General features: G+C 64.0%; 27 protein-coding genes. 6 read left to right on the forward strand and 21 right to left on the reverse strand.

The window, feature by feature from the left end:
• The 16 genes from LQT98_RS06420 to LQT98_RS06495 form a co-directional block, all read right to left on the reverse strand.
• The coding region (locus tag LQT98_RS06420) for a LytR/AlgR family response regulator transcription factor (RefSeq protein ID WP_231461573.1) at window positions 1-373 on the reverse strand (373 nt) is incomplete at its 3' end.
• Window positions 361-2,076, reverse strand: coding sequence for a tetratricopeptide repeat-containing response regulator (locus LQT98_RS06425; protein ID WP_048408409.1), 1,716 nt, complete (start codon window positions 2,074-2,076; stop codon window positions 361-363). The genes LQT98_RS06425 and LQT98_RS06420, both read right to left, overlap by 13 nt.
• A 75-nt stretch (window positions 2,077-2,151) precedes the next feature.
• Window positions 2,152-4,308: a UvrD-helicase domain-containing protein gene (locus LQT98_RS06430; RefSeq protein WP_231461574.1), complete on the reverse strand. Its 2,157-nt coding sequence runs from the start codon at window positions 4,306-4,308 to the stop codon at window positions 2,152-2,154.
• 121 nt (window positions 4,309-4,429) lie between these two features.
• Complete coding sequence (locus LQT98_RS06435) at window positions 4,430-6,520, reverse strand: acyltransferase family protein (RefSeq protein WP_231461575.1); 2,091 nt, start codon at window positions 6,518-6,520, stop codon at window positions 4,430-4,432.
• Between the two features lie 70 nt (window positions 6,521-6,590).
• On the reverse strand, window positions 6,591-7,061 hold the full coding sequence (locus LQT98_RS06440) for a DUF2269 family protein (protein WP_231461576.1): 471 nt from the start codon (window positions 7,059-7,061) through the stop codon (window positions 6,591-6,593).
• On the reverse strand, window positions 7,058-7,426 hold the full coding sequence (locus LQT98_RS06445) for a DoxX-like family protein (RefSeq protein WP_231461577.1): 369 nt from the start codon (window positions 7,424-7,426) through the stop codon (window positions 7,058-7,060). Before LQT98_RS06445 ends, LQT98_RS06440 begins: the two co-directional genes overlap by 4 nt.
• The gene (locus LQT98_RS06450) at window positions 7,423-8,262 is read right to left on the reverse strand and encodes a complex I NDUFA9 subunit family protein (protein ID WP_231461578.1); all 840 of its coding nucleotides are present in this window, start codon (window positions 8,260-8,262) and stop codon (window positions 7,423-7,425) included. The genes LQT98_RS06445 and LQT98_RS06450 overlap by 4 nt, the downstream gene beginning before the upstream one ends.
• Window positions 8,259-8,630 (reverse strand): hypothetical protein, encoded by a 372-nt coding sequence (locus LQT98_RS06455; RefSeq protein WP_231461579.1) that lies wholly within the window; start codon window positions 8,628-8,630, stop codon window positions 8,259-8,261. The genes LQT98_RS06450 and LQT98_RS06455 overlap by 4 nt, the downstream gene beginning before the upstream one ends.
• A 114-nt stretch (window positions 8,631-8,744) precedes the next feature.
• On the reverse strand, window positions 8,745-9,272 hold the full coding sequence (locus tag LQT98_RS06460; RefSeq protein ID WP_048408403.1) for a GbsR/MarR family transcriptional regulator: 528 nt from the start codon (window positions 9,270-9,272) through the stop codon (window positions 8,745-8,747).
• A 118-nt stretch (window positions 9,273-9,390) separates the two neighbouring features.
• The gene (locus tag LQT98_RS06465) at window positions 9,391-9,621 is read right to left on the reverse strand and encodes a DUF2061 domain-containing protein (RefSeq protein WP_231461580.1); all 231 of its coding nucleotides are present in this window, start codon (window positions 9,619-9,621) and stop codon (window positions 9,391-9,393) included.
• Between the two features lie 290 nt (window positions 9,622-9,911).
• Window positions 9,912-10,754: an isopenicillin N synthase family dioxygenase gene (locus LQT98_RS06470; RefSeq protein WP_048408401.1), complete on the reverse strand. Its 843-nt coding sequence runs from the start codon at window positions 10,752-10,754 to the stop codon at window positions 9,912-9,914.
• A 145-nt stretch (window positions 10,755-10,899) separates the two neighbouring features.
• Window positions 10,900-11,706, reverse strand: coding sequence for a DUF3658 domain-containing protein (locus tag LQT98_RS06475; RefSeq protein ID WP_231461581.1), 807 nt, complete (start codon window positions 11,704-11,706; stop codon window positions 10,900-10,902).
• Window positions 11,703-12,485, reverse strand: a complete 783-nt coding sequence (cysE, locus tag LQT98_RS06480; protein ID WP_048408399.1) for a serine O-acetyltransferase — start codon at window positions 12,483-12,485, stop codon at window positions 11,703-11,705. The genes LQT98_RS06475 and cysE overlap by 4 nt, the downstream gene beginning before the upstream one ends.
• A 36-nt stretch (window positions 12,486-12,521) precedes the next feature.
• On the reverse strand, window positions 12,522-13,232 hold the full coding sequence (locus LQT98_RS06485) for a TIGR02117 family protein (protein WP_231461582.1): 711 nt from the start codon (window positions 13,230-13,232) through the stop codon (window positions 12,522-12,524).
• Between the two features lie 9 nt (window positions 13,233-13,241).
• Window positions 13,242-14,738, reverse strand: coding sequence for a ribonuclease G (rng, locus tag LQT98_RS06490; protein WP_048408397.1), 1,497 nt, complete (start codon window positions 14,736-14,738; stop codon window positions 13,242-13,244).
• A gap of 17 nt (window positions 14,739-14,755) precedes the next feature.
• Window positions 14,756-15,352 carry a Maf family protein gene (locus LQT98_RS06495; RefSeq protein ID WP_231461583.1) on the reverse strand — a complete coding sequence of 199 codons (597 nt, stop codon included), beginning with the start codon at window positions 15,350-15,352 and terminating at the stop codon, window positions 14,756-14,758.
• 302 nt (window positions 15,353-15,654) lie between these two features.
• On the opposite strand from LQT98_RS06495, the gene LQT98_RS06500 reads away from it, so the two are divergent.
• From LQT98_RS06500 to LQT98_RS06525, 6 genes are all read left to right on the forward strand, one after another.
• Complete coding sequence (locus tag LQT98_RS06500; RefSeq protein WP_197081368.1) at window positions 15,655-16,779, forward strand: multidrug effflux MFS transporter; 1,125 nt, start codon at window positions 15,655-15,657, stop codon at window positions 16,777-16,779.
• Between the two features lie 177 nt (window positions 16,780-16,956).
• Complete coding sequence (gene rsmA / locus LQT98_RS06505; protein WP_231461584.1) at window positions 16,957-17,754, forward strand: 16S rRNA (adenine(1518)-N(6)/adenine(1519)-N(6))-dimethyltransferase RsmA; 798 nt, start codon at window positions 16,957-16,959, stop codon at window positions 17,752-17,754.
• A gap of 126 nt (window positions 17,755-17,880) precedes the next feature.
• A complete protein-coding gene (locus tag LQT98_RS06510) occupies window positions 17,881-18,786 on the forward strand; it encodes a glutamate/aspartate ABC transporter substrate-binding protein (protein WP_231461585.1) in 906 nt (301 codons plus the stop codon).
• A 150-nt stretch (window positions 18,787-18,936) separates the two neighbouring features.
• Window positions 18,937-19,677, forward strand: coding sequence for an amino acid ABC transporter permease (locus LQT98_RS06515; RefSeq protein ID WP_231461586.1), 741 nt, complete (start codon window positions 18,937-18,939; stop codon window positions 19,675-19,677).
• Window positions 19,677-20,348, forward strand: a complete 672-nt coding sequence (locus LQT98_RS06520; protein ID WP_231461587.1) for an ABC transporter permease subunit — start codon at window positions 19,677-19,679, stop codon at window positions 20,346-20,348. The genes LQT98_RS06515 and LQT98_RS06520 overlap by 1 nt, the downstream gene beginning before the upstream one ends.
• 5 nt (window positions 20,349-20,353) lie before the next feature.
• The gene (locus LQT98_RS06525) at window positions 20,354-21,088 is read left to right on the forward strand and encodes an amino acid ABC transporter ATP-binding protein (protein WP_048408391.1); all 735 of its coding nucleotides are present in this window, start codon (window positions 20,354-20,356) and stop codon (window positions 21,086-21,088) included.
• A gap of 203 nt (window positions 21,089-21,291) precedes the next feature.
• Here LQT98_RS06525 and LQT98_RS06530 read toward each other — a convergent pair whose 3' ends face one another.
• The 5 genes from LQT98_RS06530 to LQT98_RS06550 form a co-directional block, all read right to left on the reverse strand.
• Entirely contained in the window at window positions 21,292-21,633 is a 342-nt protein-coding gene (locus LQT98_RS06530; RefSeq protein ID WP_231461588.1) for a hypothetical protein, read from the reverse strand.
• A gap of 75 nt (window positions 21,634-21,708) precedes the next feature.
• Complete coding sequence (locus tag LQT98_RS06535) at window positions 21,709-22,068, reverse strand: GIY-YIG nuclease family protein (RefSeq protein WP_231461589.1); 360 nt, start codon at window positions 22,066-22,068, stop codon at window positions 21,709-21,711.
• Entirely contained in the window at window positions 22,055-23,635 is a 1,581-nt protein-coding gene (locus LQT98_RS06540; protein ID WP_231461590.1) for a TerC family protein, read from the reverse strand. The genes LQT98_RS06535 and LQT98_RS06540 overlap by 14 nt, the downstream gene beginning before the upstream one ends.
• 134 nt (window positions 23,636-23,769) lie before the next feature.
• Window positions 23,770-24,915, reverse strand: coding sequence for a c-type cytochrome biogenesis protein CcsB (gene ccsB, locus LQT98_RS06545; protein WP_231461623.1), 1,146 nt, complete (start codon window positions 24,913-24,915; stop codon window positions 23,770-23,772).
• Window positions 24,915-26,936 (reverse strand): cytochrome c biogenesis protein ResB, encoded by a 2,022-nt coding sequence (locus tag LQT98_RS06550; protein ID WP_231461591.1) that lies wholly within the window; start codon window positions 26,934-26,936, stop codon window positions 24,915-24,917. Before LQT98_RS06550 ends, ccsB begins: the two co-directional genes overlap by 1 nt.
• Window positions 26,937-26,990 lie beyond the last annotated feature (54 nt).

Here is a 26,990-nt window from a genome sequence, read left to right on the forward strand (position 1 = left end):
GGCCGGCGCGCTCCAGCGCCTGGCGCAGCCGCTCGCGCCGCACCGGCTTGAGCAGGTAGTCGACGGCTTCCAGTTCGAAGGCATCCACCGCGTATTGTTCGTGGGCGGTGGTGAAGATCAGCAGCGGCGCCAGCGGCTGGCGGCGCAGTTGCTGCGCCAGTTCCAGGCCGCTGATGCCGGGCATGGAGATGTCGGCCAGCACGATGTCGACGACGTTCTGCGTCAGCCAGGCCTGGGCCTGGCGGCTGTCGGTCAGGCAGTAGATATGGGGCAGGCCTTGCTCGCGCAGCAGCTGGCGCAGGCGTTCGCAGGCCAGCGGTTCGTCGTCCACCACCAGCGCGCGCCAGTCTTGCCAGGGGCTTACAGCACCCATTGCGGCTTGCCCAGCTTTTCCACCAGCATGCGCCAAGCTTGCAGGATTTTCTGGAATTTATTGTTGGTGGGGGCGAGGTCGCGCACCTTGCTCAGCATGTCGTGGGCGCGGCGCATATGGCTTTCGTGCCAGCCCTGGCGGTGGACGTAGGCCATGGTGGCGTTGATCAGGTTGAGCATGACCTGGATGTTCTGCGGCATTTCCTCGTGGGCTTTGACGAAGCGTTCGATGGCGGAGTCGAACTGGCCGGCCTGGGCTTCGCGCACCGCCTGGTTGTTGAGCTCCAGCACCGATTGCACATTGTCGGCGATCAATTGGCGGCCGTCCTCGCCCAGGCCCACTTCTTCGAACATGTCGCCGAAGCGCGCCAGCAGCTCCTCGTCGTCGTGATGGTTGCGCACCAGGTCGCGCATCACGTGGTTGCCGGATTCCTTGTGGCCTTGGGCGTAGCAGGCGCGGGCGAATTCCATTTGCGCGTCGCTGCTGAGCTTGGGCGCCAGCTGGCGGAACTTGGCCTCGGCGTCGGCGAATAGCTGGCGGGCCTTGTCGCGGTTGCCCTTTTTGTCCTGCAGCTGGCTGTCCACCACGCCGGCCATCCATTCGCCTTCTTCGTTGTAGCGGTAGTCGCGGCGCAGATTGGACAGGGTGCGGCCGACATTGGCGGTGTCGCCGCGCGCCAGTTGCACGCGCGCCAGCGCGGCGTAGTGGGTGGGGCTGCGGTGCCAGGTGTATTTGGCGATGTCCAGCGTGGTCTGGCAGGCTTCTTCCGCCACTTCCAGCTGATTGTTGAGCAAGGCCACTTCCGCCAGTTGCTGCTGGCGGCGGAACACCACCGGGGAGATGTCGGTGGCTTGCTTGAGCGTGGCCTGGGCCTCGTCCAGATTGTGGTTGTTGCGGTAGAGCTTGGCCAGCCAGTCGTAGGCTTCCATCACCCGGTCGTTGTCGGTGAGCACTTCTTCGAACAGCAGCCGCGCTTCGTCGTAGGCTTTCAGGCCGGTCAGCGATTTGGCCAGGCCCATCTTGGCCCAGGGCACCGGCTTGAGGCGCAGCACGTCCATGTACAAGGAGCGCGCGCTGTCGAAGTCGCCTATCTTCAGCGCCAGCGAGCCCTTGAGTTTCATGAAGTCCAGCGTGAATTCGCCGCGTTCGCCGATCAGGCGCGAGCAGACTTCGATGGCGGACAGGTATTCGTGGCGCATGATGGCTTCATCCACCAGGCGGAAGGCTTCGCGGCGGCGCATCGCCTTTTCCAGCCGTTCGCGCAGCACTTCGCCGGTGAAGGGCTTGAGCAGGTAGTCGTCCGGCGCCAGTTCCGCGGCGGAGATCACGCGCTGGGAGCGGCGCTCGCCGGTGACGATCATGAATACACAGGACTGTTTGATCAGATTGCGTTCCTTCACCTCTTCGAACAGGTAAAGGCCGTCGTAACCGTTGCCCAGGTCGTAGTCGCACAGCACGACGTCGAATTCGTATTTGCCCATCTTGGCCAGCGCGTCGCCGGCCTTGCTGGCGTATTCCACCTTGTCGGCGCCGAAGGACGACAGGGTCATCGCCAGTGCGCGCTGCATCTCAGGCAGGCTGTCGATGATCAGGAACAGGCGCTTGCTGTACGGGTCGTCGTAGCCCTTCCGCGGCGCGGCGCCGGTCTTGGCGGCGGCGGCAACGCTTTGGAAGGTGGTCGAGTTGGTATTGGCTGTGCTCATCTCGCTATCTTTGACGATTCTCCGCAAACTGTCATCAGTGTGACTTACAAAAATCGCTCAAGCGGGGCGAGCGGCTCAGCCCGCGCTCAGTTTGGCGTAGCGCAGGTCCAGCCACTTCACGCCGTGCTCGGCGAAATTGATTTGCAAGCGCACATCCTCGCCGCCGCCTTCGGCATTGATCACCACGCCGCTGCCGAACTTGGCGTGTTCCACCGATTGGCCGATGCGGAAGCCCTGGCTGTTGTCGGCCGCCACGCGGCCCACCTTGGGGGCCGTGCGCCAGGATGCGCTTGTCGATGCGTTTGTCTTGGCCGGCGCTTTCACTTTAGCAGATAGGTCGTGGGTGAGTTCCGCCGGGATTTCGTCGACGAAGCGCGAGCGGATCGGGTAGCGGCTCTGGCCATGCAGCATGCGGCTTTGCGCGCTGGACAGGTAGAGCCGTTGGCGCGCGCGGGTGATGGCCACATACATCAGCCGGCGTTCTTCCTGCAGGCCCTTGCCGTCGTTCATGCTGTTTTCGTGCGGGAACAGGCCTTCTTCCAGGCCGGAGACGAAGACGGCATCGAACTCCAGGCCCTTGGCGGCGTGCATGGTCATCAGCTGCAGCGCGTCGCTGCCGGCTTCGGCCTGGTGTTCGCCGGCTTCCAGGCTGGCGGCGGTGAGGAATTCGGTCAGCGCCTGCGCCGGCTCGTCCGGCATGAAGCCGGTGGCGGCGTTGATCAGTTCGTCCAGGTTGGCCAGCCGTTCCTCGCCTTCCTTCTTGTCTTGCTCGTACATCGCGCGCAGGCCGGAGTCGTCTATGGCCAGGCTGACGGCCTCGGCCAGCGGCAGCTCGCGGCCGCGCTCGCGCATGCGTTCCACCAGCAGCACGAATTCGCCCAGCTTGGCGGCGGTGCGGCCGCCGCCGGAGGCGCAGGCCGCCTGCCACAGGGTGACGCCCTGTTCGCGGCTGACCGCTTGCAGGCCTTCCACGGTGCGCGCGCCGATGCCGCGCGCCGGCACATTGATCACGCGCAGCAGCGCGTTGTCGTCTTCCGGATTGGCGATCAGGCGCAGATAGGCCAGCGCGTGCTTGATTTCCTGGCGCTCGAAGAAGCGCAGGCCGCCGTAGATGCGGTAGGGAATCTGGGCGTTGACTAGCACGTGTTCCAGCAAGCGCGACTGAGCGTTGGAGCGATAGAGCACGGCCATGTCGGACAGATTGAAGCCGTCGCGCTTGAGGCTGCGCACTTCGTCGATGATGAATTCGGCTTCCTCGCCGTCGGAGTAGGCTTCGAACAGGCGGATTTTTTCGCCTTCGCCGGCGTCGGTCCACAGGTTCTTGCCCAGCCGGCCGTCGTTTTGCTCGATCAGCGCGTTGGCGGCGTTGAGGATATTGCCCATCGAGCGGTAGTTCTGTTCCAGCCGCACCGGTTCGCTGACCGAGAAATCATTCAGCAGGGCGCGCATATTGCCCACTTCCGCGCCGCGGAAGGCGTAGATGCTCTGGTCGTCGTCGCCGACGGCGAACAAGGAGCCGCCATCGCCGGCCAAGAGCTTGAGCCAGGCGTACTGCAGGCGGTTGGTGTCCTGGAACTCGTCTACCAGGATGTGGCTGAAGCGGCTGCAATAGTGCTGGCGCAGCGCCTGATTGGCGCTCAGCAATTCGTAGCTGCGCAGCAGCAGTTCGGCGAAATCCACCACGCCTTCGCGGCGGCACTGGGCGTCGTAGGCGGCGTACAGTTCCACCAGCTTGGCTTCGTAGAGATTGAGCGCCGGCGGCAGCCTGTCGGCGCGCAGGCCGGCTTCCTTGCTGCCGTTGATGAAGCTTTGCACCGCGCGCGGCGGGAATTTCTCGTCGGACAGCTCCAGGCTTTTCAGCAGGCGCTTGATCGCCGCTTGTTGGTCGGCGGAGTCCAGGATCTGGAAGGTTTGCGGCAGGCCGGCGTCGCGGTAGTGGGAGCGCAGGAAGCGGTTGCACAGGCCGTGGAAAGTGCCTATCCACATGGTGCGAACGTTCACCGGCACCATGGTTGCCAGCCGGGTCTGCATTTCGCGCGCGGCCTTGTTGGTGAAGGTCACCGCCAGAATGCCGCTGGGGCCGATTTGTCCGGTGGACAGCAGCCAGGCGATGCGGGTGGTCAGCACCCGGGTCTTGCCGCTGCCCGCGCCGGCCAGCACCAGCGCGCTCTTGGCGGGCCAGGTGACGGCGCGCAGTTGTTCTGGGTTGAGGCCGGCGAGGAGATCTGTCATGGCGATGCGTCTATCAGGTTCAGGCAAAACGCCATTTTACACCAGGCGTCGGCATCGTCGGCATTGCGTGGGGAAAAGCAAAAATGGCAGCCGGGAGGCTGCCATTTTGAAGAGGCCGGGTTCAGCGTTCAGCGTTTCTCGCCCAGTCGAAACTGGGGCGGAAGCTGTCCGTCAAGGTCAGCGCCATGCTGGCGGTGATGTGATCCTTGTCCTGGTAACGCACTTTGCCGTCGCGGCTGGCGAAGCAGGTCTTGGCGTCGCAGAACTGATCCAGGGGGTCCCACAAGCGGATATTGGCGTGACGGGCGGCGACGCGTTGCAGCAGCTGGACAATCTGCAGACGATGGCTCTCAACGTCCGCGCGCGGCGCGTTACATGCCGCGGCGCCCAAGCGGGCCACGCATTCCGGTGGCGACTTGCTCATTTCCGCCTCTGGCAGCACCAGGACGATTTTCAGCCCCAGGCCGGCCATGTCTTGCGCGCTGCGGTCTAGCGATTGTTCCAGGACTTGCAGTGAGGAGGCGCGGTCCAGCGGAGCGATGCCGGCCTTCATACCGCCGGATACGCTGGGGACGCCTTCGAGACCGGCGGCCACCAGACCGGTCATGGCCGGTCTGCCCGGCAGATCTTGGGCGGTATAGCTGTTCCAACGCGCGTTGAGCAGCACGCCGGTGACGCCTTGGGCCGCCAGCTGCGGCAATTCCGCGCGCACGGCCCGCGCGAAGCTGGGGCACCAACTGCGTTTTTTGCCTTCGCCCACCGGCATGGCGTCGGCCAGCGGCGGGCAACCGTGGTAGACCCGGCGCAGGATGGCGATGCTGCGCTCCTTGGCCAGCGCGTCGTACAGCGGCATCAAATGGTCAGTGTGGGAATCGCCCCAGGCCAGCAGTTTAAGCGGCGCGCCGGGCGCGCCGATCAGGCATTGGTCGCGCGGGGACAAGGGAACGCCTGCGGCCGGCATGCCGCAATCGCCGACAAAATGGAAAGCGTCGCGCTTGGCCTGCAGAATGCTTTGCTGCCCCGGCCAAGGAAAGTGCTTGGGCAAATACATGGCGACCGTGCCCAACAGCCATAGTCCGAGGGTGATTCCCAGGCCGGACCACAGCGTGGACTTGGTGTCGCGCAGCTTCCGCCATTGCCCCCGGCGCAGCGGTTGTTCCACATAGCGGTAACTCAGCCAAGCCAGAGCCAGCGCCAAGACGCCGCCTAGGAGCACGTCGCGGCCCAGATCGCGTTCACCCAGGCCCCAATAGCGGCCCAGCGCCAGCAAGGGCCAGTGCCACAAATAAAAGCCGTAGGACAGGAGGCCGATGCTGGTCCAGGGGCGGGAGCCGATGCGGCGGCTTATCGGATTGGACGGGTCCAGCATACCGGCCAGAATGAACAGCACGCTGCCAATGACCGGCAGCAATACGATGACGCCGGGAAAGACCATGCGTTCATTCAGCAGTGCGATGGACGCCAGCAGCAGCGCCAGGCCCAGCGCGGCGATGGGCAAAGCCAGGCGCCGGCCTCCGCGTGGGGGCGGCAGCAAGGCCAGCAGGGCACCGGCGGCGAACTCCCAGGCGCGGGCGGGCATCAGGTAAAAGGCTTGCGGCGTATCGCGATAGCTTAGCCATAAGCTCAAGCCCAGCGATCCGAGCAAGACCGCGCCCAGCGCTAGGCGCATGCGCAGGTCGGTGACATGGCGGTTCCCCTTGCTCAGGCGGAAGACGCCCCATAGCAGCAAGGGCCAGACCAGATAATATTGCTCTTCCACCGCCAGTGACCAAGTGTGCAGCAAGACTTTGAGGTCGGCGTCGGAGTCGAAATAATCGAAAGCGTGCTTGAGAAAGTGATGGTTGGCGGACAAGGTAGCGACCGCACGGACCTCCCGTCCCAGCTTGATCTGGTCGTCCGGCAGCATCACGAAGTAGGCTAGCGCCAGGCTGACGGCCAGTACCAGCGCCAGCGCAGGCGCAAGCCTGCGGATGCGACGAGCGTAGAAAGCCTTGAAGTCGATGCGCCCTTGCGCAAGCAATTCCTGCCGCAACAGGCCGCTGATCAGGAAACCGGAAATGACGAAGAATATATCTACGCCGACAAAACCGCCGCCGAATCCGGGCAAGCCGATGTGGAAAGCGACCACGCTGAGCACGGCCAGCGCGCGCAGGCCGTCGATGTCCGGCCGGTAAGCTTTGGCGTCGATACAGGAGTGAGGAGTGTGCGACATAGTGCGGAAGGTTCAAACCATGATTCTGGATTGAATAATGAAAAACAGAACATTCTATCCGTATTCCGGCTCAGCCTCCTGGTTTTATCACCATTAGAAAGTAGATGGCCAGCATCGCGCAGAACGCCGGATAGCCCAGATATTCCCAATAGCGGGCGTAACGCCAGTAGCGCGCCGGCAGCGGCTGGTCGGCGGCGACCGCGGCGCGGGCCATCGTCGCCATGCAGGTTTGCAGCCTCAGCACCGGCAGCCAGCACAGGCCGGCGAACAGGAACAGGCCGATGGAGGCGAGCAGCCAGCCGCTGCTGAGCGGCCAGCCGGCCTGGCGCGCCAGCCACAGGCCGGACAGCGGCTGGAAAATCACCGCCGGCGTGGTGAACCACCAGTCGGCGCGCACCACCAGCCGCGCCACTTCGGCCTGCGCCGCGCTTTGGCGGCCGCGGTTGGCGAAGAACATATAGAAGGCCGAGCCGAAGCCGGTGCCCACCATCAGGGTGGCGGACAGGATGTGCAGGGTCTTGACGATGAGATAGTCGTTCATCTGGAAATCTCCCGGCGGGCGCCCAGCCACAGCAGCATGGCCAGGATGGGCAGGTTTTTCACTAGGGGCGCGAACGGATGCAGCCAGTTTTCCGGCAGCCAGAGCGCCAGCGCCAGGCTGTAGCCGGCGACGGCGGCGGCCTGGGCCAGCCATAGAGCGCGGCAGGGGCGCCACAGCGTTAGCAGGCCGAAGGCGATATCCAGGCCGCAGGCGGCGAGGAAGAGCGGCGCGGCCCAGGCCGCCGGCAGCGGCAGCCGTTGCAGCAGGGCGATGGAGGCGTCCCAGCCGCTGAGCGGCGGTTGCAGGCCGCTCCACAGCCACAGCGCCGCCAGCGCGCATTCGATGCCGCGGGTGGAAGGGCTCATGGCGCTTCCCGGAATTGGCGGCTGGCCAGCGGCGCGCGTTGCAGCAGCCCGCCAAGCGCCGTGGGATCGCCGCAGCTGCCGCGGTTCAGCATGTCCAGGGTGTCGCGACTGAGCAGGCTGGTCGGCCAGCGTTCGGCCAGGGCGGCCAAGGTCCGGCTGGCCTGCGGCGGCAGGTTGAGGATGTAGGCGGGCGAGGGCTTGCCCTGCAATTGGCGCAGCTGCCGCAGATAGTCGGCCAGCGTCAGCGCTTCGGCGCCGACGAAATCGATCACGCCGTCGGGCGCGTCGTCGGCCACGGCCAACCGCGCCAGTCCGTCGATCACATCGTCGCGCGCCACCGGCTGCAGCCATTGACCGCCGCCGTCGGGCAGCAGCCACAGCGGCAGCCGCGCCAGTTGCAGCAGCAGGCGGCTGCTGGCGCCTTGCGGGCCGTAGATCAGCGAGGGGCGCGCAATGCGGGCTTCCAGGCCGCTGGCCAGCAGGGCGGCGTCGCCGCGGCCCTTGCTGGCCAGGAACAAGGTGGCGGCCTGTGGATCGGCGCCCAGCGCCGACAGCTGCACCCAGCGGCGCACATCGGCCTGGTAGGCCATGCTGGCCAGTTGCAACGGCCCCAGGTGGTGGATGGCTTCCAGCGCGCCGGCCGGCTGGTCCAGCAGTTGGCCGGCGGCGTTGACCACCACGTCGATGCCTTCCAGCCAGTGGCGCCAGTCGGCGCGCGGCTGACGCAGGTCCAGCTGTCGATGCGAGGGCGCGCTGACCTGGTGGCCATCCCGTTCCAGCCGCTGGCGCAGCGGCCGGCCGATGAAGCCGCTGCCTCCCAAGAGCAGTATCTTCATTGCGCAGCCTCCTGGGGCGCGACCGGCGCGGCTTGGACCTGATGGGCGCCGGGACGCGGCGCCACTTGCCGCCAGACCAGGCGCAGCAGCACCAGCAACTGCGCCACCACGCCCAGCAAGGCCCACATCAGGATGCCGCGGATGTCCTGCCACAGGGAGCTGGAGGGCGCGTCCGGCGCGAGCAGCAGCACGGCCAGCAGCGGACCGGCCAGGATCAGTATCAGGAAGGCGCGCTGCCAGAACGGCCCGCCAGAGCCGTGTTCGCACAGCGCCTGGGTCACTTGCCGCAAGGGGGCGGCCAGCAGCCACCAGCACAGCAGGCTGCACAGCAGGGGGACGATGATCATGCTGATGATGAATCCGCTCATGGTGTTCTCCTTTGTTTCTGAAATTTCTGTCAAAACAGAAATGTGATGGCAAAAAAATGCGCGGGGTTTCCGGCGGCGCAAGGCCGCCCGGTGCCGCCCGCGTGCGCGGCGAACTTATTTATCTCGTCCCAGCAGCTTCTGGATGCTGGCGCCCATCTTCAACACCCGGCTCAGCGTGGCGGTGGACAGCCGCAGCATTTCACGGGTCCAGGTGGTCAGCGTGTCCATGAACTGCCAGGTGTTGCGGATGCGTTCCTGCGCCAGCGGGCTTTCCTGTTGGAAGTCCGGGCTGTCTATGCATTCCTTCAGCACCTGCAAGGTGGGCTCGATTTCACGGCGTTGCCGTTCCGCGACGATGATGCGGAACAGTTCCCAGACGTCGCCCGAGGTCTCGAAGTGGTCGCGGCGGTCGCCCAGCACGTGCACGATGCGGATCAGCTGCCAGTTCTGCAGTTCTTTCAGGCTGTTGCTGATATTGGAGCGGGCCACATTGAGGGTGTCGGCCAGTTCTTCGGCGTTCAGCGGGCGGCCGGTGATGAACAGCAGCGCGTGTATTTGCGCGACGGTGCGGTTCACGCCCCAGCGGGTGCCCATTTCGCCCCAGTGCAGCACGAAGCGTTGAGATACGGGTGTCAGTTCCATGGCAGAAACAATAGTTGTTTCCGAAATTTCTGTCAATGCAGAAATTGATTGGCATGAAATTAAGGCAGGAACGGCGGAGAAAGGGCCGCGCCAGACAAAGGGCGCGGCGTTGTTGGCATCAGTGCTGGTGGAACAGGACGTTGTGTCCGGCTGAGCCGGTTTCGGCGGCTTGGGCCTTGCGGCCGCGGATGCGGTCCCATACTTTTTCGTGGAAGTAGTAGGCCACGGTGTTGACCAGGGGCTCCACCAGCGCCAATAGGCTGGAGACGCCGATATTGCCGGTCAGCAGATACGCCACGCTGAAGGCGACGGTGAAATGGCAGATAGCGAAGGTGATGGTCTTGAGCATGGCTGGGCTCCACATTGAGTATTTATTGAATGATAGTCATTATCATTTGTGTGGACCAGTTGAATATTTTGCTTAGAGCGATAGCATTTTACTAATGAGATTTTTGTTTTGATTGTGGATGGCTGCTGGCGGTAGCAGGAAGGCCGCTGCTGCGAGGAGCTTGGTGTCTGTTCGCGATCGCGCGAGCACAGGCGAGACAAGGCGTTGTGGCAGGGAGACGGTGGATGAGGCAGCGAAGTCGCATCCACCGTGTTACGCCGCGCGACGCGCGGCGGATCGTAAACAGGTTCTTACATCTTGACGCCCAGTTCGCGCAGACGCTCGTTCAGATAGCTGTCCGCGGTATAGCGCTCGGACAGCACTACTTCCGGGCGCGGGTGCAGGAATAGCGGCAGCGAGATGCGGTTCTTGCTCGCGCCTTCGCCGCTGGGGTTGACCACGCGGTGTTGGGTGGACGGGTAGTAGCCGGCAGACGCTTCTTGCAGCATGTCGCCGATATTGACCACCAGGGTGCCGAAATCACAGGGCACGTCCAGCCATTCGCCTTGCTTGTCCTGCACTTGCAGGCCGGGCTCGTTGGCGGCGGGCAGGATGGTCAGCAGATTGATGTCGCCATGGGCGGCGGCGCGCAGCGATCCGGCCGGTTCCTGGCCGGTCAGCGGCGGGTAGCGCAGCACGCGCAACAGGGTTTTCTGGCTGTCGGCGATCATGTGCGACAGCGGCTCGGTGTAATGGGCGGCGATGTGGGCCGGGGTGTATTGCTGCACCCAGGACAGCAGTTCCTGCGCCAGCTGGTTGGCGATGGCGTAGTAGCGGTCGGTATCGGCCTTGAGCTGTGGCGGCACGCGGCCCCAGGGGTAGATGTGGAAGTATTCCTTGATGTCTTTCAGGGTTGCGCCCTTGGCGGTTTCCGACACTTCCGGCGAGAACCAGCCGTCCTGGCGCTCCATGGAGAAGGCGTAATCGTATTTGGCCTGGCTGTTGAAGAAGGCGAGCCAGTCCGCATAGATTTTTTCGACCAGGTCTTGGGGTACCGGATGATTGACCAGCACGCCGAAGCCGGTTTCGTGCAAGGAGCGGGTGAATTGTTCCGCGGCGTCCGGTGCGTGGTAATCGACAACTCTGACGTTCATGGGGTGGGGTTCCTGAGGATTGCAGGACGCTGCCATTCAATGGCGGGGCAGGCGTCAAGGGCTGGGATTTTACCCGCGCGCCTGTGCATCACCAAGCGCTTGCTGTAGTCCTTCAGGACAGATGTCGCGCTGTAGCAACTGGGCTTCAGGCGCCGCGGCGGATTCGCGGGGAAGAACCCGCCGCTCCAGCCGCGCTTTCGGCGCAGAATCGGCCCGTGCGCAGCAGTTGCTGCACGCGCCAGAACAGAAAATCGGATGAAACCAGCGCTTCGCGGATGTCGATGAACGCGGCGCCGACCAGGCGCTGGATAGCGAGCAGGTCCGCGCCGATCTGTTCCAGCAGCAGCGCATCGTAACGCTCCAGCGGCGCTTCGACGATGGCGTTGCCCTGCCAGCGGCGCAGGCCCAGGCCGTGTTCGCGCCAGTGGCGCCATTGCGCGGCCAGCGCTTGCCGTTCCGCGGCGCTGAGCGGGCGTTGCTGCGGCAGGCAGGCGGCCAGCCGTTCCAGCGGCAGCATGGCCAAGCTCCATTCCGCCATCTCGTCGCCGGCTTGCCAGGCCGGTTCCGGCACGGCGATGACGGACAGCGGGCAGTGCGCGGGCAGTTGCTCTGCCAACAGCGCCAGCGCCAGGTGGTCGCCGGCGTTGCGGCCCAGCCAGACGGTGAGCGGGCGCGGCTGTTCCAGCAGCCGCAGCAACGCCCTGCGGCTGACCTGATGCCGGCGCAGCCAATCGTCCTCGTATTCCGGCAGCCAGGGCTGGGCTTGCAGCAGTTGTTGGTGCCAGGCCAGGCGCAGCCCTTGATCGATGGCATCGGCGTCCAGCAGCGGACCGGCGCTCAGGTCTTCGATGAAGGCCAGCACTTCGCCGTCTAGCAGGCCGTCGCGCCGCAGCGCCTGCAGCATGCCGGCGCCGGAGTCGCCGACGGCGACGTGCAGCCGGTTCGCGCTCACACGCGCTGGTCCATGTCCAGCGCCGGCGTGCCTTCGCAGGCGCGCGCCACCACGCGGGCGGGCACGCCCACCACGGTGGTGTGGGCCGGCACGTCTTCCAGCACCACGCTGCCGGCGCCGATCTTGGCGCAGGCGCCCACCTGGATGTTGCCGAGGATGGAGGTGTTGGCGCCGATCAGCACGCCGTCGGCGATCTTGGGGTGGCGGTCGCCGTGCTCCTTGCCGGTGCCGCCCAGGGTCACGCCTTGCAGCAGCGAGACGTTGTCGCCGATGACGGCGGTTTCGCCGACCACCACGCCGGTGCCGTGGTCCAGCATCACGCCCTGGCCGATGCGCGCGGCCGGGTGGATGTCGGCGCCGGTGACTTCGGAGATGCGGTTTTGCAGGAACAGCGCCAGGGTTTTACGCTCTTCGCGCCACAGCCAGTGGGTGATGCGCTGGCACTGGATGGCGTGGAAGCCCTTGAAATACAGCAGCGGGGTGGAGTAGTTGTCGCAAGCCGGATCGCGGTCGAAACAGGCGCTGATGTCGGCGCGCGCGGCGGCGCTGATGGCCGGGTCGGCGTCCAGCGCTTCGCGGAACAGTTCCATCAGCGCGCGGGCGTCCATCACCGGGCTGGCGAGCTTGCTGGAAAGGTGGAAGGCGAGCACGTCTTCCAGGGTGTTGTGGCGCAGCACGGTCATGTGCAGGAAGCTGGCCAGCATGGGTTCATCCTGGGCGGCTTGCGTGGCTTCCTGTCGGATGGCGAGCCAGAGCGGATCGCCGTTTGCTTCGTTCATCTTGCAAAACTCCCTTGAGCTGCGGCGGCGCGCGCCTCAGCGGTCTTTCAATTGCCAGAACAGCGCGCGGTCGAACGGCGACCACCAGGCGGTGCGCACGCCGCTGGCGTCCAGCGCGTTGCGCACCCACTGGTTGCAGGTGGTCAATGGGCTGTAGCGGCCGTTGGCCAGGTAAAAGGCGTCCTGCTCATGGTAATGATAGCCCTGCATCCAGACGGCCTGTCCGGCGCCGTCGCGGGCGATGGCGGAGCGGATGTAGCCGGTCAGCCGCCGGTATTGTTCGGGCGTGAGCAGGATGCGACGGGTGGCGGCGTTTTCGCGCGGCGGCGGCAGGTATTCCACGTGCAGCACGGTGCCGTCCAGGCCGGACAGCGCGTAGAGCGCGTTGCCGGGGGTGAGGTCGGACCAATTCTGCGTGTCCAGGAAAAAGCTGCGGCTGCCCCAGCCTATGCCGACATAGGGCTGTTTGTCCAGATTAGGCCGGAGGCGCGGATGCTGCGGCGAAAACTCATTGTCCCAGTCCATGCCCGCGGCGCGGCGCGGCAGCAGCAGGCCGGCGTGCACGCCGTTGCTGTCGAGATAGACCGGAATACCGGCGGCCGGCGCGCGCCAGTCGCGGTTGGCGGGCAACAGGCCCAGGACCAGCGCGGTCAGCAGGTAGAGGAGCGGCAGGGCCAGCAGGCATAGCAAGCACCGCAGCGCGCGCCGGAACAGGCGCGGCCGCCGCGGGGGCAAGATTGTTGTCATGGGCGGAGCTTAGAGAAGGACGACGTCGAACTGCTCCTGGGTATAAGTGGCTTCCACCGACAGGGAGATCGGCTTGCCGATAAAGTCGATCAGCATCGCCAGGCTTTGCGATTCCTCGTCTATGAACATGTCGATCACCGATTGCGCGGCCAGGATGCGGTAGCCCTTGGCGTCGAACTGGCGCGCCTCGCGCACGATTTCGCGCTGGATCTCGTAGCACACGGTCTGCGCGGTCTTGATCTCGCCGCGGCCCTGGCAGGTGGGGCAGGGCTCGCACAGCACGTGGGCCAGGCTCTCGCGGGTGCGCTTGCGGGTGATTTCCACCAGGCCCAGGCTGGTGAAGCCGTTGAGGGTGACGCGGGTGCGGTCGCGCGCCATCGCCTTGGCCAGCTCCGCCAGCACCGCGGACTGGTGCTCGTCGTTGTCCATGTCGATGAAGTCAACGATGATGATGCCGCCGAGATTGCGCAGCCGCAGTTGCCGCGCAATGGTCTGGGTGGCTTCCAGATTGGTCTTGAAGATGGTTTCGTCGAAGTTGCGGTTGCCGACGAAGCCGCCGGTGTTGACGTCTATGGTGGTCATCGCCTCGGTCTGGTCGATGATCAGGTAGCCGCCGAACTTGAGGTTGACGCGGCGCGCCAGCGCCTTGTCGATCTCGGCCTCGATGCCGTGCAGTTCGAACAGCGGGCGTTCGCCGCTATAGCGTTCGATCTTGTCCACGGCGATCTGCACGTATTGCTCGGCGAACTCGACCATGCGGCTGTAGTTCTCGGTGGAATCCACCACCACCTGGTCGGTGAAGCCGCTGACCATGTCGCGCAGCACGCGCACCGCCAATGGCAGGTCTTCGTACAGCAGGCTTTGCGCCGGCAGGTGCTGGGACTTGTGGCGGATGTCGGACCACAGCTTGGACAGGTAGCCGATGTCGGCGGCCAGTTCGTCGTCGCGGGCGGTCTCGGCGCTGGTGCGGATGATGTAGCCGCGCGGGCTGTTGGCCGGCAGTAGCTTTTCCAGCCGGGATTTCAGGCTGTGGCGTTCGTTCTCGCTGTCTATTTTCTGCGAAACGCCGATGTGTTCTTCCTGCGGCAGATGCACCAGGAAGCGGCCGGCCAGCGATATCTGGGTGGACAGGCGCGCGCCCTTGGTGCCGATCGGATCCTTGATCACCTGCACCAGCACGGTCTGGCCTTCGAACAGCATTTTTTCGATGCGTTGCGGCTCGGTCGGGTGCTGGCGTTGCTCCAGCACATCGGCGATGTGCAGGAAGGCGGCGCGCTCCAGGCCGATTTCAATGAAGGCGCTCTGCATGCCGGGCAGCACGCGCTTGACCTGGCCCAGATAGATGTTGCCGACGATGCCGCGGCTGGCGGCGCGTTCCACGTGCAGCTCCTGGACCACGGCGTCTTCCAGCACCGCGACCCGGGTTTCCTGCGGCGTGATGTTGACCAGGATCTGTTCCTTGGGCCGCGGCAGATCGCGCGGCAGGGGTATCGATTGATGCAGCATGGTGGTCCCCCGCGCGCTTAAGGAAATTGAAAGCCGAATTCGCCGAGCAGCGCCGCGGTTTCGAAGATGGGCAAGCCCATGACGCCGCTGTGGCTGCCGTGGATGCGCTCGACGAAGACGCCGGCCTTGCCCTGGATGCCGTAGGCGCCGGCCTTGTCGAAGGGCTCGCCGCTGGCCAGGTAGCGTTCGATGTCCTGTTCGCTGAGCGGGCGGAAGAACACATCGGTGACCGAGGTCTTGAGCCGTACCTTGTCGTCCTCGCGCACGGCCACGCTGGTGATCGCCTGGTGGCTGCGGCCGGAAAAGGCGCGCAGCATGCGGCGGGCGTCGTCGGCGTTTTCCGGCTTGCCGAAGATTTCGCCGTCCATCGCCACCGTGGTGTCGGCTGCCAGCAAGGGCCGCGACGGCAGACCGCAGGACATCACCACCCGCCAGCCGGCTTCGGCCTTGGACAGCGCCAGCCGTTCGGTATAGGCGACGGCGGACTCGCCGGGCAGCACCGATTCATCGATATCGGCGTGGATGCGCTCCAGGTGCATGCCCAGCTGTTCCAGAATTTCGCGGCGGCGCGGGCTGCCGGAAGACAGGTAAATCCGGGTGTCATTTGCGGTCATGATAGTCTGCTCATTTGTTCTTTGGGTCGCTGCCTAGGTTACCAGACGCGTGATGCCGCAACCATCGAATCCGTCAGGCTCCGGGCGTTTTCAGGCCGGTACGGTCGGGTTTAATTGGTGTCAATTCGCTGTTTTTAAAGACATGGGCGCGGCGCGCGGGCGGGTTTTTTTCCAGGGCTCTGCTGCGGCGCGGCGCTGTCCCCGGTATCATGCCGGTTTGCTTCCGATGCCCCTGCCGTCATACCCCGATGCCGAACGCTAGCCCTCCCCCGTATGCCCGTGCCGCCACCTTGGCGGCCATTTTGTTGATCCTGTTCAATCCCTTGGGCATCGATCTTTACCTGTCGGCGATGCCGGCGATGCAACTGCATTTCCAGGCCGATGTCGCGCTCAGTCTCAGCGTGTTCATCTTCAGCCTGGGGCTGGGACAGCTGCTGTTCGGTCCGATGGCTGACCGCTTCGGCCGCAAGCCGGTGGCGCTGGGCGGTTTGCTGTTGTACGCGGCGGCCGCGTTTGGCGCCAGCCGCAGCGACAGCCTGAGCGGCTTTCTGGCCTTGCGCATGCTGCAGGGCCTGGGCGCCAGCGCCAGCTCGGTGTGTGCGTTCACCCTGGTGCGTGATTGTTTTTCCGGCAATGCCGCGGCGCAGCGCTATAGCCTGCTCAACGCCGCGCTGAACGTGGTGCCGGCGATGGCGCCGCTGTTGGGCGGCTGGCTGACCGCGCGCTGGGGCTGGCAGTCCTGCTTCCTGGTGCTGGGCGGCAGCGCGGTGCTGGCCAGCGCGTGGCTGGCCTGGAAGATGCCGGAAACCCGGCCCGCGGCTTCCAGCGCCGCCGGCCCGGCGATGGGCATGCGCCAGGTGCTGGCCACCCCGGCGCTGCGTCGTTACGGCGCTTGCTGCGCGACCGCGCTGGCCTTGATCGTCAGCTATGTGACGCTGGCGCCGATGGTGTTGATCGAGCGCGGCGGCATCAGCACCACCACCTTCGGCCTGCTGTTCGGCGGCAATGCCTTGCTGGTGATGGCGGCCAGCTTCCTCGGCCTGAAGCTGATCGGCCGTTTCGGCCAGAAGGCCATGCTGCGCTACGGCCTCAACATCATGCTGCTGGCGGGGGTCTTGCTGCTGGCTTTGTCCGGCCAGCCGGGCGCCTGGCACTATATGCTGCCGATAGGCGTGCTGAGCGTGGGTTTCGCCTGGACGCTGGGTCCCGCCAGCGGCATGGCGATGGCGCCGTTCTCCCAGGCCGCCGGCCGCGCCGCCGCCTTGCTCGGCTGCGCTCAGATGCTGTTCGCATCGGCGGTGTCGGCCGGCCTCGCCGCCCTGCCGTTGCCGGGCGAGTGGGCGCTGGGCGCGACGGTATTGCTCTTGGCCGGCGCCTGCCGTTGGCTGACCCGTTCGACGGCGGCGATTCGGGAAAATACCCACTGATTTTCAAGCGTTTGACATGTATTGTGAGATTTGTGGCGCCGGTCCCGCTTTAGCGCTTGTCTGGCAGCCTACAATCGGCAGACAATTGGCCCAAACTTGAAAATTGACTTCTACAATGAAGCGCGGCGGCAAGCCGCCCGGCGCTTCTCCGCTCTTTCGCACTGATTAGCAGGTTTCATGAACAAACATATTCCGCGCAAGCGTTTCGGCCAGAATTTCCTGCAGGACGCCAGCGTCATCGCCAATATCGTGCATGCGGTGAATCCGCAGCCGGACGATGTCGTCATCGAAATCGGCCCCGGCCTGGGCGCGATCACCAAGCCGCTGCTGGCCGCGCTCAAGCATTTGCACGTGGTTGAGATCGACCGCGACATCATCAGCCGCCTGCAGACGGAGTTTCCGGCCGAGCGTCTGAGCATACATGCCGGCGACGCGCTGGCTTTCGATTTCGCCTCGGTGGCGGAAGGCAAGCTGAAGATAGTCGGCAATCTGCCGTACAACATTTCCACGCCGCTGCTGTTCCATCTGGCCACTTACGGCCAGAAGGTCACTGACATGCACTTCATGCTGCAAAAAGAGGTGATCGAGCGCATGGTGGCGGAACCGTCCACCGCCGATTACGGACGGCTGACGGTGATGTTGCAGTACCGTTTTGAAATGGAGAACATCCTGCACGTTCCGCCGGAAGCGTTCTGGCCGCCGCCGAAGGTGGACTCCGCCGTGGTGCGCATGATTCCGGCGCCGGGCCGTTGCGGCGTGGCCAGCGACGAGCTTTTGCTGGAGCAAGTGGTGACCACGGCGTTCTCGCAGCGGCGCAAGACGCTGAAGAACAATTTGAAGGGCCTGCTGGACGCGGACGGCTTCGCCGCGCTGGAGTTGGACCCCGGCCTGCGCCCGGAAAACCTGCCGGTGGAGGATTACGTCCGCCTGGCCAATTATCTGAGCGCGAAGGGCCACAAGGCCAAGCGTCAGTAAGCGGGTCTTACACACCAAAAAATACGAGCGGGCGTTCAGCGCCCGCCGCACTACAAAGAGTCGTCCGTTCCCGCCGCTTGATCGGCGGGGATTGTCTATCACAGGAAGTGAACAAGGAGAAACTTCATGCGTATTCGCTCTACCCTGATCTGTGCCGCCACTCTGGGCGCCTTCTGCGCCACTCCGGCCATGGCCGCCGAACTGACCGGCACCTTGAAGAAGATCAAAGATTCCGGCGTGATCGTGCTGGGCAACCGCGATGCCTCGATCCCGTTTTCCTACTACGACAACAACCAGAAGCCGGTGGGCTATTCGGTGGACCTGGCCAATAAAGTGGTCGAGCAGGTGAAAAAAGAGCTGAAAATGCCGAACCTGCAGGTCAAATACAATCTGGTGACCTCCCAGACCCGGATTCCGCTGGTGCAGAACGGTACCGTGGATCTGGAGTGCGGCTCCACCACCAATAATGTGGAACGCCAGAAGCAAGTGGGCTTCTCGGTGGGCATCTTCGAGATCGGCACCCGCTTGCTGACCGCCAAGACCTCCGGCATCAAGGATTTCCCGGATCTGAAGGGCAAGAACGTGGTGACCACCGCCGGCACCACCTCCGAGCGCCTGATCAAGGCGATGAACGCCGACAAGAAGATGGGCATGAACATCATCTCGGCCAAGGACCACGGCGAATCCTTCCTGATGCTGGAGTCCGGCCGCGCCGCCGCCTTCATGATGGACGACGCGCTGTTGTACGGCGAAATGGCCAAGGCCAAGAATCCGGCCAACTGGGTGGTGACCGGCAAGGCCCAGTCCTACGAGATCTACGGCTGCATGCTGCGCAAGGAAGACGCCGCCTTCAAGAAGGTGGTGGACAGCGCGCTGAGCAATACCTTCAAGTCCGGCGAGGTCAACAAGATCTACGCCAAGTGGTTCACCAGCCCGGTGCCGCCCAAGGGCCTGAACCTGAACTTCCCGATGTCCGATGAATTCAAGGAGCTGATCGCCAAGCCGACCGACAAGTCTGCCGAGCAGATGTAAGTCGCGGTTGGCGCGTCGCCGCCCCGTCCTCCTCGCTGTCGCGCGGAGCCCGGGGCGCGCGGCCGTACCCGCTTTCTTTGTGTGTGGCTGGCCGTGTGCGCCGGCCGCGGCCCGCCGGCAGCCGGCGGGCTGGCGTTGTGGGAGTGAAGCATGAATTACCACTGGGACTGGATGGTGTTTTTCAAGTCCACCGGGGTGGGTAGCGAAATCTATCTGAACTGGTTCGTCACCGGCCTGGGCTGGACCATCGCCGTGGCGCTGGCCGGCTGGGCGATCGCCTTGGCGCTGGGTTCGGTGCTGGGCGTGATGCGCACGGTGCCGAATCGCTGGGTGGCCGGCATCGCCGCCACCTATGTCGAGTTGTTCCGCAATGTGCCCCTGCTGGTGCAGCTCTTTGTCTGGTACTTCCTGATTCCGGATCTGCTGCCCGAGGGCATGCAGACCTGGTTCAAGCAGGACCTGGCGCCGGCCACTTCCGCCTTTTTGTCGGTGGTGGTGTGCCTGGGGCTGTTTACCGCGGCGCGGGTGTGCGAACAGGTGCGCACCGGCATCGAGGCCTTGCCGCGCGGCCAGCGCAATGCGGCGCAGGCCATGGGTTTCACCCTGCCGCAGGTCTACCGCCATGTGCTGCTGCCGCAGGCTTTCCGCATCATCATCCCGCCGCTGACCAGCGAGTTTTTGAATATTTTCAAGAACTCCTCGGTGGCCTCGCTGATCGGCCTGATGGAACTGCTGGCGCAGACCAAGCAGACCGCGGAGTTTTCCGCCAACATCTTTGAGGCCTTCACCCTGGCCACCATCATCTATTTCGTGCTCAATATGAGCTTGATGACGCTGATGGCCTGGATCGAGCGGCGCGTGCGCATTCCCGGCATGATGGGGGGCAAGTGATGGAATTGGATTTCAGTCAGATCGTTCCGGCGCTGCCGGGATTGTGGCAGGGCATGCAGCTGACCCTGAAGTTGTTGGTGATGGCGGTATTGGGCGGCGTGGTGTTGGGCACCTTGCTGGCCTTGGCGCGGTTGTCCGATCACCGGGTGCTGGCGCCGCTCGCCAAGTTCTACGTCAATTACTTCCGTTCGATTCCGCTGCTGCTGGTGATCTCCTGGTTCTACCTGGTGGTGCCCATGCTGTTGAACTGGATCACCGGCAATCTGGAGCCGGTGGGCGCGTTCACCTCCTGCCTGGTGGCCTTCGTGATGTTCGAGGCGGCGTATTTCTCCGAGATCGTGCGCGCCGGCATCCAGGCCATTCCCAAGGGCCAGGCCGGTGCCGCCTACGCGCTGGGGATGAATTACGGCCAGGTGATGCGGCTGGTGATCCTGCCGCAGGCCTTCCGCAAGATGACGCCGCTGCTGTTGCAGCAGTCCATCATCCTGTTCCAGGACACTTCGCTGGTGTACGCTGTCGGTTTGATGGATTTTCTCAATACCGCCCGCTCCAAGGGCGATATCGTCGGCTTGCCGCATGAGTTTCTGCTGTTTGCCGGCGCAGTCTATTTCGTGATCAGTTTCGGCGCTTCCGTGTTGGTGAAGCGCATGCAGAAAAGGTTGGCTGTATGAGCGCAATGATTTCCCTGAAGCAAGTCAGCAAGTGGTACGGTCAGTTCCAGGTGTTGACCGATTGCAGCACCCAGGTCGCCAAGGGCGAGGTGGTGGTGGTGTGCGGGCCGTCCGGTTCCGGCAAGTCCACGCTGATCAAGTGCGTCAATGCGCTGGAGCCGTTCCAGAAAGGCGAGATCATCGTCGACGGCATTTCGGTGGGTGATCCCAAGACCGATCTGCCCAAGCTGCGCAGCCGCGTCGGCATGGTGTTCCAGCATTTCGAGCTGTTTCCGCACCTGTCCATCACCGAGAACCTGGCCATCGCCCAGGTCAAGGTGTTGGGACGCGGCCAGGACGAGGCGCGCGACAAGGGCCTGAAACTGCTGGACCGGGTGGGCCTGAAGGCGCACGCCGACAAATTTCCCAGCCAGTTGTCCGGCGGCCAGCAGCAGCGGGTGGCGATTGCGCGCGCGCTGGCGATGGACCCGATCGCGATGCTGTTCGACGAGCCGACCAGCGCGCTGGACCCGGAGATGATCAACGAGGTGCTGGACGTGATGACCGAGCTGGCGCACGAGGGCATGACCATGATGTGCGTGACCCACGAGATGGGCTTTGCCCGCCGCGTGGCCAATCGCGTGATCTTCATGGACCAGGGTCACATCGTCGAGGATTGCGACAAGGACGAATTCTTTGGCGATATCGATGGCCGCTCCGAGCGCGCCCGTCACTTCCTGTCCAAGATTCTGCAGCACTAAGAGCCTGTTCAAAGTCTCGCGAGCAAGAGCGAGACAAGGCGAAAACGGCTGAGAAAGTGGAATGTACAAGCGGTACATGAGCATTTCGAAGTTGTTTTCAACGCCGTATTGCCGAAGCGCAGCGGACTATGAACAGGTTCTAAGCCAGGTTCTGGCTAAAGAGAAGCCCGCCGTTTGGCGGGCTTTTTCTTTGGGCGATCCGATCAGTTGCCGTTCTTGATCTGTTGGCCGACCTGGTTTTCTTCCTGGTTCAGCGTGTTTTGCTCCTGCTTGGTGATGTGGCCGTGGTCCATCTTGGCCATGCCTTGTTCCTGCTGGCGGATATCGCGGTCTTCGCGGTGCAGCTTGCGCGCTTCGTCGCGGCTGATCTTGCCGTCCTTCAGCTCCCGATTGATGCGGTGGTCCTGATGGTGCAGGCGCTGATTGATTTCCTCGCGGCGCGGATGCTCTTTCTGCCATTCGGATTCGGCCCGGGCCTGGGCGGCGAACAATAGGCTGGCGGCGAGCAGGCTGGCCAGCATGAGGGGGCGAGCGTTCGTTTTCATCTTGATCTCCTTGGATGGCAATGACTGCCAGATGTGAGCCTAGGAGAGAATGCCGCAAGTGTTTGTTAAGGCTGGTTAATCTGTGTTGCCGCAGGCCGGTGGCGACATGAAAACTGAGAAATCCCCGTCCGCGGGAGCGTGTCGCAGCAGAAAGGCCAGCTTGGCGGCGCGGTCCAGGCGCTTGAACGCGTGTTCGGCCTTCAGCGCCTCGGAGCGGCCGGCGCAGACCAGCACTAGGGCCAGCGCTTGTGGCGGATTGAGCCGGGTGTAGCGCGCGCCCTTGCCGGCGGCATGCTGGGCGTAGCGGCGCGCCACATCGGTGGTGACGCCGGTGTAGAGCGCGCCGTCGCGGCAGCGCAGCACATATAAAAACCAGGGCCGGGGAGTGCCCCGGCCCTGTGTCTGCGTGGAAGCGGTGGACTTAGATGCTGGCATCCAGATTGGCCAGCGGGCTGATCAGCACCCGCTCGGTACGGTTGCCTTTTTGCAAGGTGACGCGCAGCTTCCATTCGCCGACGGTGATTTCATCGCCCTCGCGCGGAATGCGTTCCAGGCAGTCCATCAACAGGCCGGCCACGGTGTGGAAGTCTTCATCCTCGAAATCGCCCAGCACGATGTGCTGCTCCAGCGTCACTAGCTCCAGGCTGCCTTCCACGTCGTAGCTGCCGTCAGCCAGTGGCATGATGGCCGGCCGCTCGTGGCGCTCGTGCTCTTCCGGGAACTCGCCGGCAATCGCTTCCATCAGGTCCTTCTGGGTGACGATGCCTTCCAGGCTGCCGAACTCGTTGACCACGAAGGCCATGTCCGCCGAATGCTGGCGGAAGCTTTCCAGCGCCTTGAGCACGGTGACGGTTTCCGGCAGCACCAGCGGCTGGCGCAGCGCGGCGTCGATATTCATTTCACCGCCGTCCAGCAGCTGGGTCAGCAGATCCTTGCGCGCGACGATGCCCAGCGGCTCGTCTATGCTGCCATCCTTGATCACCACCAACCGCGAGTAGGGGCTGTCGCGCAGCACCTTGCGCTGCGCGTCCTGGCCCTGGCTCAGGTCCAGGCGGTGCACGTCGGCGCGCGGGGTGGCGATCACGCGGATAGGCCGCTCCGCCAGCGTCAGCACGCTGTGTATCATCGCGCGCTCGTTCTGGGCGAAGGCTTCCTGGGCTTCGGCATCCTTGCTGTCTTCCACCTTGCCTTCGTCGGCGCTGGGGCTGGTCAGCTTGCTGCCCATCAAACTGAGCACCGCGTTGGCGGTGCGTTCGCGCAGCGACTGGCTGCGGTTCAGATAACGGATGCGGTTGGCCTGCGACACCTGGTTGAAGGCTTCGATCAGCACTGAGAAGCCGATGGCCGCGTACAGATAGCCCTTGGGAATATGGAAGCCGAAGCCTTCGGCCACCAGGCTGAAACCAATCATCAGCAGGAAGCCCAGGCACAGCATCACCACGGTGGGGTGGGCGTTGACGAAGGCGGTCAGCGGTTTGCTGGCGGCAATCATCATCATCATGGCGATGATGACGGCGAGCATCATCACCGGCAGGTGTTCGGCCATGCCGATGGCGGTGACCACCGAGTCGATGGAGAACACCGCGTCCAGCACCAGGATCTGGGCGACGACGGTGCCGAAGGCGGCATAGGCTTTCTGGCCGTTGCTTTTGACTTCATCCACGCCTTCCAGGCGTTCGTGCAATTCCGTGGTGGCCTTGAACAGCAGGAACACGCCACCGCCCAGCATGATGAGATCGCGCCCGGAGAAGGGCTGGCTGAACACGTGGAACAGTGGCGCGGTCAGCGTGACCAGCCAGGAAATGCTGGCCAGCAGGATCAGGCGCATGATCAGGGCCAGCGACAAGCCGGTGATGCGCGCGCGGTCGCGTTGGTGCGGGGGGAGTTTTTCCGCCAGGATGGCGACGAAGATCAGGTTGTCAACGCCTAGCACCACCTCCAGGATGATCAGCGTGAGGAGGCCCAGCCAGGCAGAAGGATCAGACAGCCACGAAACGTCCATGATGAAAGCGCAAATTCCTTATAAATAAAAACGGGGTAAAAATAGCACAGTCGGAGTGGGATTAACAAAATTCCCTTGTCCGATGCGCGGAACTCATGAAAAAACCCCGCCGCGGCGGGGTTCGTCCACTCGGCTCACAGGCCGCCGTAGGAGTGCAGGCCGGCCAGGAACATATTGACGCCGAGGAAGGCGAAGCTGGTGACCAGCAAGCCCCCCACCGCCCACCACGCCAGCGGCGCGCCGCGCCAGCCCTTGACCAGGCGGATGTGCAGCCAGGCGGCGTAGTTCAGCCACACGATCAAGGCCCAGGTTTCCTTCGGGTCCCAGCTCCAGTAGCCGCCCCAGGCGTCGGCGGCCCACATCGCGCCCAGGATGGTGGCGATGGTGAAGAACAGGAAGCCGACGGCGATGGCCTTGTACATCACCTCGTCCAGCACTTCGGCCGGCGGCAACTTGTCCCGCAGCCAGCCCTTCAGCGCCAGCAGTTCGGCGACGCCGAGCATGGCGGCGATGGCGAAGGCACCGTAGCCGACGAAGTTGGCCGGCACGTGTATCTTCATCCACCAGGATTGCAGCGCGGGGATCAGCGGCTGGATTTCATGGGCCTGGCGGTCGAAGGTATACCACAGGATGAAGCCGACCGAGGCGCAGATCACCAGCAGCACGAAGCCGCCCATCTGGCGCGCCGCGTACTTGGCTTCGTAGTACAGATACATCAGCGCGGTGATCAGCGTGAACAGCACGAAGACTTCGTACAGATTGGATACCGGGATGTGGCCGATGTCCGGGCTGATCAGATAGCTTTCGTACCAGCGGGTGAACAAGCCGGCCAGCCCCATCACCGCCGCGGCCCAGGTCAGGCCGCTGCCCATGCGGTTCAGCGTGTCGGAACGGGTCAGCAGCCCGCACCAGTAAGCGAAGGCGGCCAGGAAGAACAGCGTGCACATCCACATGATGGAGGACTGGCTGGACAGCATGTATTTGAGCAGGAAGGCGGTTTGGCCGCGCGCCAGCTCATGCTGGTAGACCTGTATCGCCAGCAGCGAGATACAGCCGGCCAGCGGGAAGAACCAGCGCCAGGGTTTCCAGAACCAGCCGAGTCCGATCAGGCCCAGCGCCGAGCCAGCCAGGATGGCCTGCTCGTAGACGTCCATGTAATGGTTGTACAGCGCATAGCTGTAGCCGGCGGCGGCCAGCACCAGCAGCGCGTACAGCCAGTCGGCCAGGTTCAGCCGTTTCAAAAGCGGCTGCTGCGAGAAAGAAGCGTGGGCCAGTTCCATCATGCACCTCGTACCAGCTGTTTGATGAGTTGAGTATGGCGCGCAAAGTCGCCGTCCAGGTCGCGATTATGCCGGTTCGACGTCATCGCCACCCGTACTTCGGTACTGTTGACGCGCACCCACAGGCGCAGTTCGCGCACGTAGAACATCAGGATGATGCCGAATACCAGCAGCAGCGAACCCAGGTAGACCAGGGTTTTGCCCGGCGAACGGGTCAGTTGCAGGCCGGAGGCCTGTACTTGCTCGAAGCCGTCCAGCTGCAGGAACACCGGCGTGCCGTAATCATGCAGCGCGCTGACCGCCACCAGGCTGTCCAGCAGGAAGCGGTAATGGCCGCTGTCCAGCGGCATCGGTTTCTGGCCGGCTTTTTCATCGGCCACCGCCATCACATCGACTACCGCGCCTTGCAGGATCTTGATGTAAGTCTGCGCCACCGCCTGGCGTTTATCCTGCGGCACCCTATCGTCCAGGAATTTCTCCAGGCCGATGAAGCCGCTGTCGCCAAAGCGCGCCAGCACCCATTTGACGCTGTCGGTGAACTGCTGCTGCATCGCCGGGCTGATGGCGTCGCCCTTCAGCGCCTTTTGCGCGGCGCGGCGGGCGATTTCATCATAGCGCGCCGGATCCAGCAGCGCGGCGCGCAAGCGCATGAAGCGTTCCACGCTCATCTCGTCGTCCAGCGGGATGCGCACGTACTGCAGCGGTTCTGCCACGGTCTTGCGCACGCCGGCCATCAGGTAGCTGGCGCCGTCCTGCTGGATGGGCGCCATATAGTGCAGGTATTCCACCGCCTGGCCCTGGGCGTCGCGCAGCTTGAAGCTGATCGATGGGCCCTGGTTTTTCAACTGCTTGTCCTGTTTGACCTCGCGCGCGTCCTGCATGCGCTGCGACAGGGTGCGCGGCGCGCCGTCCTGAGGCTTGCCGGTGTTCTCGATATTGAACACGCGCAATTCGCCCAGCTCCAGCGTGTAATCCTTGCCATTGGCCTTCAGCGGCTGGCTGGACATGGACACCGCCTTGACCTCCACCGGGCGCGATTGCGGCGCGGCCAGGTTCCAGGCCTTGAAGGTGAGCGGGGAGGCGCCATCGCCGAAGCTGGACTGGTAGATGGCGACGCCATCCACGATCAGCGGGTGGTTGACCTTGACCGTGGCCTCGGTGCTTTTGCCGCTGGCCTTGTCGGTGACCACGATGTCGCTGGCGAACAGCTTGGGCATGCCGTTGCTGTAGTAATCGACATGGAACTTCTTCAGCGTGATGATGAAGGGCAGTTCCTGCACCAGGTAGCCGTTGCCGGCGTTGAGGAAGGTGACGTCGGCGCTCTTGTTCTCGGCGATGGTGACATTGCCGCGGAAGGACAGATTGCTGGCGTCCAGCCGGCTGGCGGCCGGAATCTGGCTTTGCGGGATGTCGCGGGTCTCCGGCACCACGCTGCCCACCAGCTCCGCGATTTTCAGCGGCAGGTTGCCGTCCAGCAGACCGCCGATGCAGATCACCACCAGCGCGATGTGGGCGAAGAAGTAGCCGAGCTTGCCGGCCGCGCCCCTCTTGGCCGCCAGTATCAGGCCGTCGTCGCGCGCCTGTTCCTTGACGCGGAAGCCCTGCGCCTGCAGATAGGCGCGCGCGGCGTCGGCGTCGAAGCCGGCGGCAGGAAAGCTGGCGCTGTGCTTCATCGCCGCCAGCGAGTTGTCGGAGGCCTTTTCGCGGAAGGCGCGCATGTCCTTGATGAAGCCGGGACCGTTGCGCAGGATGCACAAGCTGGTGGAAGTCACCAGGAAGGCGAGGATGGTGAGGAACCACGCGGAGTGGTAGACGTCGTATAAGCCCAGCCATTCGAAGGCCTGGAACCAGAATTGACCGAACTCGAAGGCATAGTTGGGATAAGGCTCGTTCTGCTTGAGCACGGTCCCGATTATCGAGGCGATGGCCAGTATCGTCAGCAGGCCGATGGCGAAGCGCATCGAGCTGAGCAATTCATACCAGGCATGCGCCAGGCCGTTGCGGCTAGTTTTTTTCATCATGGCGTAAAGTGCAAAAAGGAAAGCCCGTGAACGGGTCTTCCCTTTTGAGCCGGG

The organism is Chromobacterium aquaticum, from assembly GCF_021129195.1.
In the GTDB taxonomy this organism is placed as follows: Bacteria; Pseudomonadota; Gammaproteobacteria; order Burkholderiales; family Chromobacteriaceae; genus Chromobacterium; species Chromobacterium aquaticum.